The organism is Vibrio sp. B172a (genome assembly GCF_030248355.1).
GTDB lineage: Bacteria > Pseudomonadota > Gammaproteobacteria > Enterobacterales > Vibrionaceae > Vibrio > Vibrio owensii.
In genome coordinates, this window is the sequence record NZ_JAHGAC010000026.1 from 142,361 (window position 1) to 152,094 (window position 9,734).

Annotated in this window: 8 protein-coding genes; 2 read left to right on the forward strand and 6 right to left on the reverse strand. The window is 46.5% G+C overall.

Annotation, left to right across the window (positions count from 1 at the left end; translation table 11 throughout):
* Nucleotides 1-2: 2 nt before the first annotated feature.
* The 6 genes from cydA to aspS all read right to left on the reverse strand — a co-directional run bounded on the left by cydA (nucleotide 3) and on the right by aspS (nucleotide 7,741).
* A complete protein-coding gene (gene cydA / locus KIT90_RS21300; RefSeq protein ID WP_005441697.1) occupies nucleotides 3-1,589 on the reverse strand; it encodes a cytochrome ubiquinol oxidase subunit I in 1,587 nt (528 codons plus the stop codon).
* 461 nt (nucleotides 1,590-2,050) lie between these two features.
* Nucleotides 2,051-3,055, reverse strand: a complete 1,005-nt coding sequence (gene ruvB, locus KIT90_RS21305) for a Holliday junction branch migration DNA helicase RuvB (protein WP_005441695.1) — start codon at nucleotides 3,053-3,055, stop codon at nucleotides 2,051-2,053.
* Between the two features lie 21 nt (nucleotides 3,056-3,076).
* Nucleotides 3,077-3,688 carry a Holliday junction branch migration protein RuvA gene (gene ruvA, locus KIT90_RS21310; protein ID WP_005450335.1) on the reverse strand — a complete coding sequence of 204 codons (612 nt, stop codon included), beginning with the start codon at nucleotides 3,686-3,688 and terminating at the stop codon, nucleotides 3,077-3,079.
* 78 nt (nucleotides 3,689-3,766) lie between these two features.
* Nucleotides 3,767-5,218, reverse strand: a complete 1,452-nt coding sequence (locus KIT90_RS21315; protein ID WP_285378598.1) for a methyl-accepting chemotaxis protein — start codon at nucleotides 5,216-5,218, stop codon at nucleotides 3,767-3,769.
* 122 nt (nucleotides 5,219-5,340) lie between these two features.
* Complete coding sequence (gene ruvC / locus KIT90_RS21320; RefSeq protein ID WP_005426231.1) at nucleotides 5,341-5,862, reverse strand: crossover junction endodeoxyribonuclease RuvC; 522 nt, start codon at nucleotides 5,860-5,862, stop codon at nucleotides 5,341-5,343.
* Between the two features lie 100 nt (nucleotides 5,863-5,962).
* Entirely contained in the window at nucleotides 5,963-7,741 is a 1,779-nt protein-coding gene (gene aspS, locus KIT90_RS21325; RefSeq protein ID WP_039986502.1) for an aspartate--tRNA ligase, read from the reverse strand.
* Nucleotides 7,742-8,013: 272 nt separating this feature from the next.
* On the opposite strand from aspS, the gene KIT90_RS21330 reads away from it, so the two are divergent.
* Entirely contained in the window at nucleotides 8,014-8,880 is an 867-nt protein-coding gene (locus KIT90_RS21330; RefSeq protein WP_285378601.1) for a DUF72 domain-containing protein, read from the forward strand.
* A 104-nt stretch (nucleotides 8,881-8,984) separates the two neighbouring features.
* Nucleotides 8,985-9,722 carry a carboxy-S-adenosyl-L-methionine synthase CmoA gene (gene cmoA / locus KIT90_RS21335; RefSeq protein ID WP_277203828.1) on the forward strand — a complete coding sequence of 246 codons (738 nt, stop codon included), beginning with the start codon at nucleotides 8,985-8,987 and terminating at the stop codon, nucleotides 9,720-9,722.
* Nucleotides 9,723-9,734: the final 12 nt, after the last annotated feature.

Here is a 9,734-nt window from a genome sequence, read left to right on the forward strand (position 1 = left end):
TCTTACGCTTCTACTTGGCGACTAACTTTGTCTTCAACAGAGTCAGCGTTTTGCTCGAAGTGGTAGCGACCAGTTTTCAGGCTGCTTGGACCTTTACGAGCGAATTTCACCATTAGGTATACTTCTGCAATTAGGAATGCAGTGTATAGCGCTAGGATTGCAAATAGTGAAGTCCAGATTTCACCTGCTGTTAGTGCTGATGCAGCAACGTGTACCGGTAGGATTTCACCTACAGCCCACGGTTGACGACCGTATTCAGCAACGAACCAACCTGCTTCAATCGCAATCCATGGAAGTGGAATGCTGAATAGTGCAGCTTTAAGAATCCAAGGTTTCTGTTCGATCTTCTGACGACATGTTTGGATGAATGACGCACCAAATACGAATAGCATGATGAAGCCACACGCAACCATGATACGGAACGACCAGAATAGCGGCCATACTGTTGGGATTGAGTCATCCGCAGCAGCTTGGATTTGGTCTTCAGTCGCATCAACAACGTTGTCTGTGTAACGTTTTAGAAGTAGGCCGTAACCTAGGTCACCTTTCACTTCGTCAAACGCAGTCATGTTTGCTTCAGACTTGTCGCCTGCACGCAGTTTTTCAAGCAATTCGTACGCGTACATACCAGTACGGATACGGTCAACGTGCTCTTCACGTAGATCGTGTAGACCAGTTACTTGCTCGTCAAATGAACGCGTTGCGATGATACCCATAACGTAAGGGATCTTGATTGCGTAATCGGTGTTCATTGTTTCTTGGTTTGGTAAACCGAACAGTGTGAACGCCGCTGGTGCTGGTTCTGTGTGCCATTCAGCTTCTACTGCTGCTAGCTTCACTTTTTGAACTTCACCAAGCTCGTAACCAGATTCATCACCTAGCACGATTGTAGACAGGATTGCTGCCATACCGAAAGAAGCTGCGATCGCAAACGAACGACGAGCGAACGCCACATCACGACCTTTCAATAGGTAGTAAGAACTGATGCCTAGAACGAACATTGCACCACACGTGTAACCAGATGCTACTGTGTGTACAAATTTAACTTGCGCTACAGGGTTTAGTACAACGTCTGCGAAGCTCACCATTTCCATACGCATGGTTTCAAAGTTGAACTCAGCGCCAACTGGGTTTTGCATCCAGCCGTTCGCGATAAGAATCCAAAGTGCAGAGAAGTTAGAACCCAGAGCAACCAACCAGGTTACCGCTAAGTGTTGACGTTTTGATAGACGATCCCACCCGAAGAAGAATAGACCAACAAAAGTTGACTCCAGGAAGAAAGCAACCAGTGCTTCGATCGCCAGTGGTGCACCGAAGATGTCACCTACATAGTGGGAGTAGTAAGACCAGTTCGTACCAAACTGGAACTCCATGGTAAGGCCGGTAGCCACACCAAGTGCAAAGTTAATACCGAACAGCTTACCCCAGAACTTGGTCATGTCCTTGTAGATTTGCTTGTTCGTCATTACGTACATCGATTCCATAATGGCCAAAAGGAAGGCCATACCAAGGGTCAATGGTACGAATAGGAAGTGATACATCGCTGTCAGTGCAAACTGCAACCGCGACAGATCAACTACGTCAATCATGGTAACTCCTATGTGTCGGCTGAATGACACTCTCTACATATTGCAATCCATACACAAGTGTTATTCACACTTGAAAAATGTTGAATTATCACAACTCTTTGTTGCAAAAATGTGCTTCATTGGTTAGTTAATTGTTAAGCATCAGCTAATATAGCTGGGCCTAATATTACTGCTAAAAACAGTTTGTTTCAAAAGGTTTATGGCGGGAAACCGCTTTGATGTATATCAATGTTTGTGCGCTGAATTTGAACAAAAATCCATCACATTGATCCAGATCAATCGATATTGGAAGAGTATGTTAAGAGAGAGTAATCAGGAGAGAAAATAATCAGTTAGGCAGGAACATAGAGTTAACAATCTATAAGTTTTTCTTACCTATTTAGTATTAGAGCAAATTAAATAAATGAGAGGTTGGTCAACATTGGGGAAACGCTGAGCGCCAAGCGCTCAGCGATGAAATCTTACTTTTCAATTCCGAAATGCAAATAAGCGCGGTCAGTGGCAATTCTACCACGAGGCGTGCGCTGTAAATAGCCTTGTTGGATAAGATATGGCTCAAGGACGTCTTCTATGGTGTCTTTCTCTTCACCAATCGCCGCTGCCATGTTGTCTAACCCTACCGGGCCACCACCAAACTTCTCCATAATCGCAAGAAGCAGTTTTCGGTCCATGTAATCAAAACCTTTAGCGTCGACATCGAGCATATTCAGCGCTTTGTCTGCCACTTCCGCGCAGATGTGTCCATTGCCCTTTACTTCGGCATAGTCACGAACACGGCGTAGCAGTCGGTTAGCAATACGCGGCGTACCACGGGCACGGCGAGCAACTTCTAATGCGCCTTCCGCTTCCATCGACAAGCCCAAGCAATCTGCACTGCGTTGAACGATGTCTTGTAGGTCTTTCACTTTGTAGTATTCAAGACGCTGCGTAATACCGAAACGGTCTCGAAGTGGCGAAGTCAAAGAACCTGCACGCGTTGTTGCACCGATCAGAGTAAAAGGAGGCAGATCGATCTTGATAGAACGAGCTGCTGGACCTTCACCAATCATGATGTCCAATTGGTAGTCTTCCATCGCTGGATACAACACCTCTTCAACCATTGGGCTTAAGCGGTGAATCTCGTCAATGAACAGCACATCGTTTTCTTCTAAGTTAGTCAACAGCGCCGCCAAGTCCCCTGCTTTCTCAAGCACTGGGCCAGAAGTGGTGCGAATGTTCACTTCCATCTCATTAGCGACGATGTTCGCAAGTGTGGTTTTACCCAAACCTGGAGGACCAAATATCAAAAGGTGGTCGAGCGCTTCATTTCGCAATTGAGCGGCTTTGATGAAAATCTCCATCTGATCACGCACGTGATCCTGACCTTGGTAATCCGCCAGTTTCTTAGGACGAATCGCACGGTCGATGACATCTTCATCACGAAACGAAGGATTCTCTGGCGCGATTAAACGATCGGCTTCAATCATATTGTTCCCTTGGGCTTTCCGTTACACCATTGATTTTAGTGCTTCACGGATCAGTTGCTCACTGGTCATATCCGGTTTAGCGATCTGAGAAACCACTTTCGACGCTTGAGTCGGCTTGTAACCTAGAGCTAGAAGCGCACTGATTGCTTCTTCTTCAGCGTTGCTGGATGTCGAACCAGAATCCGCAGGAGCAGCATCGGTAAACGGCGTAAATAGATCGCCAGCGCCCCACCCTTTCAGACGGTCTTTCATTTCTACAACTAGGCGTTCAGCTGTCTTCTTACCAACGCCAGGCAGCTTCACCAACGTTGAAATGTCTTCACGCTCAACGCAAGAAACGAATTGGCTCGCTGTCATACCAGAAAGGATACCCAGACCTAGCTTAGGACCAACACCGTTCGCTTTGATCACTTCACGGAACAGCGCACGTTCTTTGACTGTGTTGAAACCGTAAAGCAATTGCGCGTCTTCACGCACAACAAAGTGAGTATAAATAATGGCTTCTTCACCGACATTTGGCAGTTCGTAGAAACAGCTCATTGGCATCTGAACTTCATAACCAATGCCATTAACTTCAATTAAAACTTCAGGTGGTTGCTTTTCAAGCAGAGTGCCGCGAAGACGTCCAATCACTATAAATACTCTTTGGAAATGAATTTGCGACAGGATAATAAAGAACTGGATAGACATCCAGTCCTTTATGCGGTGGGGTTAGATTTTTGAGACAACTTGATCAAGCTGTTGAGTCAGATTGCGCACCGCGACCACTTGCCCGTTCAGTTCGTTGCCGTATTGCGCGACAGTTTCGGCAATGGTTTTGGTGTTCACTACGCCGTTAGCTACTTCACTGCTGGATTCATCTAACTCTTTTAATGCCGTCATTTGCGTTGCCATGATGCCAGACAGACTCTGCACATCATGAGAGATGGTGGTAACTTGCTGAATGATGGTGTTCATTCGCTCTGTACTAGACGTCACGACGCTTTGACCATGCTTCACTTCTTGCTCACTGCGATCAAGCAAGTTCCGAATTTCCACCGCCGATTGACTGCTCTTAGCCGAAAGCTCTCGCACTTGGTCCGCAACGACCGCAAAACCTCTGCCCTGCTCACCCGCTCTCGCCGCTTCAATAGCGGCATTCAGAGCGAGCAAGTTGGTTTGTTCCGCAACCGACGTAATCAAGTCCGCCACTTTCATGATGTCTTCATGGCTGGTAATGATCTGGCTGATCGCTTGGGTAGAGTCCTCCAATAATTCCGAGCTTTTCTCAGCTTGTTGATGAACGCCCTCACTCTTCTCGCGCAGCTCTTCGACAAACTTGCTGGACTCTTCAATTCCAGTCGCCATGTGATGCACTTGCTGACTCATTTGCTCTGCCGCGCTAGCTTGAGATTCACTGTTTACATTAAGGGCATTCACTTGAGCATCCAATTGTGATGATTGTTCGTCCAACACTTGGGAGACTTGTTTCAACTCATTTGAGTTTTTATTAGCTTGCTCTAATACTTCCGCTAAATGCAGCTCCCCTTCTGTGGCCTTTTGCGCCACCAATTCACTTTCAGCCTTTGCTTGCTCTGCACTTTCAATCGCTATGTCTCGCTGCTTGGCGGTAAAGGCTTGTGCAATACAAATCACCACCAGCGGTAACACAGTGCCTGACCATATTTCCACGCGCTGCGCAGATTCTGACAACACGAGTTGGGGAAAACCAAAACCAGACACATGCTGATACGTCATTACCGCAGAAAGCACTATCACTAACGCGCTCCAAGAGATCGCCATGATACGAGTGCCAGATAAAAAGAAAGCGACGACTAACAAAGGCACCCAGTAAGTCTGGGTTGAATCGACCACGCCACCACTTTGATAGATGATGTTGAGCGCATGCACTGACATGCCAACAAAACCAAGATTGAGCGACAATGCTGGTTGCTTGAACCATCTCAGGCTGAAGGCGGATATCAGTTCGAGTGCGATTAAGAGTACTGAGGTGAAAATTAAGCTTTCATGCCCATGTTTGGACCATTTGATCAGGCTGTAGATCCCGACGAGAAAAGCGATGAAGGTAAATAGAGAGAGGATGTCTGCTTGACGTTGTTGTGTTCTTGTCCATTGAGTTTGGCGCGGCATAAATGCACTGCGCCACAGCGTGGCTGGATTCATGTTCAATCTTCCTTGATTGATTTCTTATTAGACCTCTGACCACTATAGTTTTGTAACATTTTCTCAACAAATTTAATCCTTAAATCTGTCTGAGATGTCTCATTTTTAATACGAGAACACGCCTAACGGTAACGACCTTTTCTTGCACTGGTTGCTTTGCCTGCGAGCGCTACTAGCGTCTTATTCGTGTTAGCGTGACAAATGGCAACACCCAACGCATCGGCAGCATCGGCTTGAGGCTTAGCTGGCAATTTAAGCATGTGTTGAACCATATGTTGAACCTGAACTTTGTCTGCGCCACCTGTGCCCGTTACCGCTTGTTTAATAAGACGAGCCGCGTACTCATGCACCGGAAGATCCGCATTCACAGCCGCCACAATTGCGCTACCACGCGCCTGCCCTAGCTTTAGTGCAGAATCGGCATTCTTCGCCATAAACACTTGTTCGATGGCAAATACATCCGGTTGAAACTGGGTGATGATTTCCGTCACGCCTGCGTAGATTTGCTTGAGACGACCTGGCAGCTCTTTTTCTGAAGTGCGAATACATCCGCTGCCTAGATATTGCAAATGACGACCTTGCTGGCGAATCACGCCATAACCGGTAATACGAGAGCCTGGGTCAATACCCAAAATAATTGACATGAAGAGTCCTAATCAATAACTCACTAAATTTATTAGAATATATGCCATTAAAACAAAAACTCCCGCAGGTGCGGGAGTTTTTTCTTTAATTGTTGTGCGCTTATTCTGCGTCTTTTTCTTTCGCAACTGTCACTGCAATCGCTAGCTCTTCTAGAGCCGCTGGGTTTGCAAGGCTTGGAGCGTCTGTTAGTAGACACGCCGCTGCAGTTGTTTTAGGGAACGCGATAACGTCACGGATGTTCTCTGTACCACATAGCAGCATCACTAGACGGTCTAGACCGAATGCAAGGCCAGCGTGTGGAGGCGTACCGAATTTTAGAGCGTCCAGTAGGAAGCCGAATTTCAGTTGTTGCTCTTCTGCATTGATACCTAGGATATCGAATACCGCTGCTTGCATTTCTGCGTTGTGGATACGTACAGAACCGCCGCCCACTTCGTAGCCGTTTAGAACCATGTCGTATGCGTTTGAGTTCGCTACTGCTGGGTTCGCTTTTAGCTCTTCCGCAGTCACACCTAGAGGTGATGTGAATGGGTGGTGCATTGCGTGTAGGTTGCCTTCGTCGTCTTCTTCGAACATTGGGAAGTCAACAACCCATAGTGGAGCCCAAGTACCTTCTTTAGTTAGACCTAGGTCTTTACCAAGTTTAAGACGAAGTGCACCTAGTGCCTCAGCAACGATGTTTGCTTTGTCTGCGCCAAATAGGATGATGTCGCCAGATTCCGCTTGAGTGCGATCTAGGATACCGTTGATCACGTCTTCGCTTAGGAATTTAGCTACTGGAGATTGGATACCTTCCATGCCTGCTGCACGGTCGTTAACCTTCATCCATGCTAGACCTTTCGCACCGTAGATACCTACGAATTCTGCGTAGCCGTCGATTTGCTTACGAGTAAGCTCAGCACCACCAGGTACACGGATAACTGCAACGCGACCTTTCTCGTCGTTTGCTGGACCAGAGAATACTTTGAACTCAACGTCTTTCACTAGGTCAGCAACGTCTACTAGTTCTAGTGGGTTACGTAGGTCTGGCTTATCAGAACCGAAACGACGAATCGCTTCGCTGAACGGCATTACTGGGAATTCACCTAGATCAACGTTCAGTAGCTCTTGCCACATTTCACGAACCATTTTCTCAGTCGTTGCACGAACTTGGTCAGCCGTCATGAATGACGTTTCGATATCGATCTGAGTGAATTCTGGTTGACGGTCAGCACGCAAGTCTTCATCACGGAAACACTTAACGATTTGGTAGTAACGGTCAAAACCAGACATCATTAGAAGCTGTTTGAATAGCTGTGGAGACTGAGGAAGCGCGTAGAAGCTGCCTTTGTGAACACGGCTAGGTACTAGGTAGTCACGAGCGCCTTCTGGTGTCGCTTTTGTTAGTACTGGTGTTTCGATGTCTAGGAAGCCGTTGTCATCTAGGAAACGACGAACAAAGCTAGACGCTTTAGCACGTAGCTTGATGCGGTCGCTCATTTCTGGACGACGTAGGTCTAGGTAACGGTACTTCAGACGTTGCTCTTCAGAGTTCTTTTGGTTGAAGTCTAGAGGCAGAACGTCAGAACGGTTGATGATTTCAAGACCTTTCGCAAGGATCTCAACTTCACCTGTTGCCATGTCTTTGTTTACTTGGCTTTCTGGACGAACGCGAACTTCACCAGTTAGCTTGATACAGAATTCATTACGAAGTGTGTTAGCCACTTCATACGCATCTGCCATATCTGGATCAACAACTACCTGAACGATACCTTCGCGATCTCGCATATCGATAAAAATAAGACCGCCTAAATCACGACGACGGTTAACCCAGCCGCAAAGTTCTACAGTTTGTCCTGCAAGGGACTTGTTCAGGTGACCACAGTAATGGGTACGCATAATGAAATTCCCAATCTCTCAAATATTGTTAACTACGCTCTGTCAGCCTCATTGCCGAGCAGAGTAAAGATCCATTTATACGCTGAAAGCCTATGAAAATCGACTACTCAACATACAATTAAGTGTGTTTTATCATTCATTGGTGTTTTTTAGTACAACAAATGTTCAAAAGCGCACCAAAGCGAAAAAATTGGTGGGGATTATAGCGTGAAATTACCCATTTCAGCAAAACTCTCGTAAAGTGGGCTCAGGAAAAAACGTAAAGCAAAGATATGGATAATTTACCCCTTCGACTTGGATTGACCATGTGGTCGCACAACCAGTGGCAACAAAGCTTTTATGGCAGTGGCACCAAACCCGCAGAGCGACTCGAAAAGTACGCGCAGGTGTTCCATACCGTAGAAGGCAACACCACCTTTTATGCCACACCGACGCTCAACACGGTGCAAAACTGGAAAGCCGCGACTCACGACGATTTCAAATTCACATTTAAGTTGCCAAAAGCCATTACTCACGAACAGATGCTCAGAGGTTGTGATGAGCAGTTGCGTGACTTTATGACGATCATGGAACCGCTTCATGAACGTGTTGGGCAATGGATGATTCAGCTCCCTGCTGCATTTGGTCCAGAAAACCTCGATAGATTAAAGAAGTTCTGTGCCAGCTTTCCACCGAATTTCCCACTTGGGGTTGAAGTTCGTCATATGGCGTTTTTCTCCAAAGGTGAAGAAGAACGTGCGTTGAATCAGTGGCTGTTAGAGAGCGGCATCGACCGCATTATTATGGACAGCCGCCCTGTATTCGCCGCGCAGCCGACGACTGAAGCGGTAATCGATGCCCACCAGAAAAAGCCTCGTGTTCCGGTGCATGCAATTGCAACCGCCAAGCATCCAATGATTCGTTTTATTGGCCATCCAGATATGGACGATAACCTGCGCTTTTTCGAACCTTGGTTGAAGAAACTGCCGATGTGGATTGAACAAGGCATTCAACCGTACTTGATGATTCACACACCAGATAACGTCTTAGCGCCAGAACTGGCTGAAAAGCTATATAAGCAGCTACAACTTAAGCTCTCACTGCCAAATTTGTCTGTATTTCCTGCCAACGATGGCAACTCGCAAATACAAATGTTTTAGACAAGCTTATAATTAAGCAAATGACAGAGGCGCGAATTTCCCATAAAATACGCGCCTTTTTTGATGCCTGACATTTCAGGCGGCTTGTATGCAGAGATTTGGTTATGAACCCTAAGAGCAATCCAGATACTATTTTTTCGGCTCCAATCGATAAAATTGGGGATTTCACGTTCGATGAACGCGTAGCGGAAGTTTTCCCTGACATGATTCAGCGATCGGTGCCGGGTTACAGCAACATCATTTCTGCAATTGGTATGTTGGCAGAGCGCTTTGTTAAGCCTCACTCAAACATCTACGACCTAGGTTGTTCTTTGGGTGCTGCTACGCTGTCTATGCGTCGTCATATCAAACAAGAAGGTTGCCAAATCATTGCAGTCGACAACTCTCCTGCGATGGTTGAACGCTGTAAGCTTCACGTCAACGCGTACCGCAGTGATACGCCAGTTGATGTAGTCGAAGCGGATATTCGCAATATCGAAATCGAAAACGCATCCGTTGTGGTATTGAACTTCACACTGCAGTTCCTTTCTCCAGAAGACCGCTATGCTCTACTAGAGAAAATCTACGCAGGTCTGCGCCCAGGCGGCATTTTGATTCTGTCTGAAAAGTTCGTGTTTGAAGATGAAGTGTCTAACGAGCTGTTGATTGACCTTCACCACGACTTTAAACGTGCAAATGGCTACAGCGAACTTGAGATCAGCCAAAAGCGTAGCGCAATTGAAAACGTGATGCGCCCTGATTCGAAGAAAGATCATAAAGAGCGTTTCGCAGAAATTGGTTTCTCAAGCTTTGACGTTTGGTTCCAGTGCTTTAACTTCGGCTCGATGTTTGCGATTAAATAGCGAGAAGCGAGA

Coding starts and splice junctions, on each gene's coding strand:
- ruvC (WP_005426231.1), bottom strand. CDS start 5,862: ATGTCAATTATTTTGGGTATTGACCCAGGCTCTCGTATTACCGGTTAT.
- KIT90_RS21315 (WP_285378598.1), bottom strand. CDS start 5,218: ATGAATCCAGCCACGCTGTGGCGCAGTGCATTTATGCCGCGCCAAACT.
- ruvB (WP_005441695.1), bottom strand. CDS start 3,055: ATGATTGAAGCCGATCGTTTAATCGCGCCAGAGAATCCTTCGTTTCGT.
- cmoA (WP_277203828.1), top strand. CDS start 8,985: ATGAACCCTAAGAGCAATCCAGATACTATTTTTTCGGCTCCAATCGAT.
- aspS (WP_039986502.1), bottom strand. CDS start 7,741: ATGCGTACCCATTACTGTGGTCACCTGAACAAGTCCCTTGCAGGACAA.
- cydA (WP_005441697.1), bottom strand. CDS start 1,589: ATGATTGACGTAGTTGATCTGTCGCGGTTGCAGTTTGCACTGACAGCG.
- KIT90_RS21330 (WP_285378601.1), top strand. CDS start 8,014: ATGGATAATTTACCCCTTCGACTTGGATTGACCATGTGGTCGCACAAC.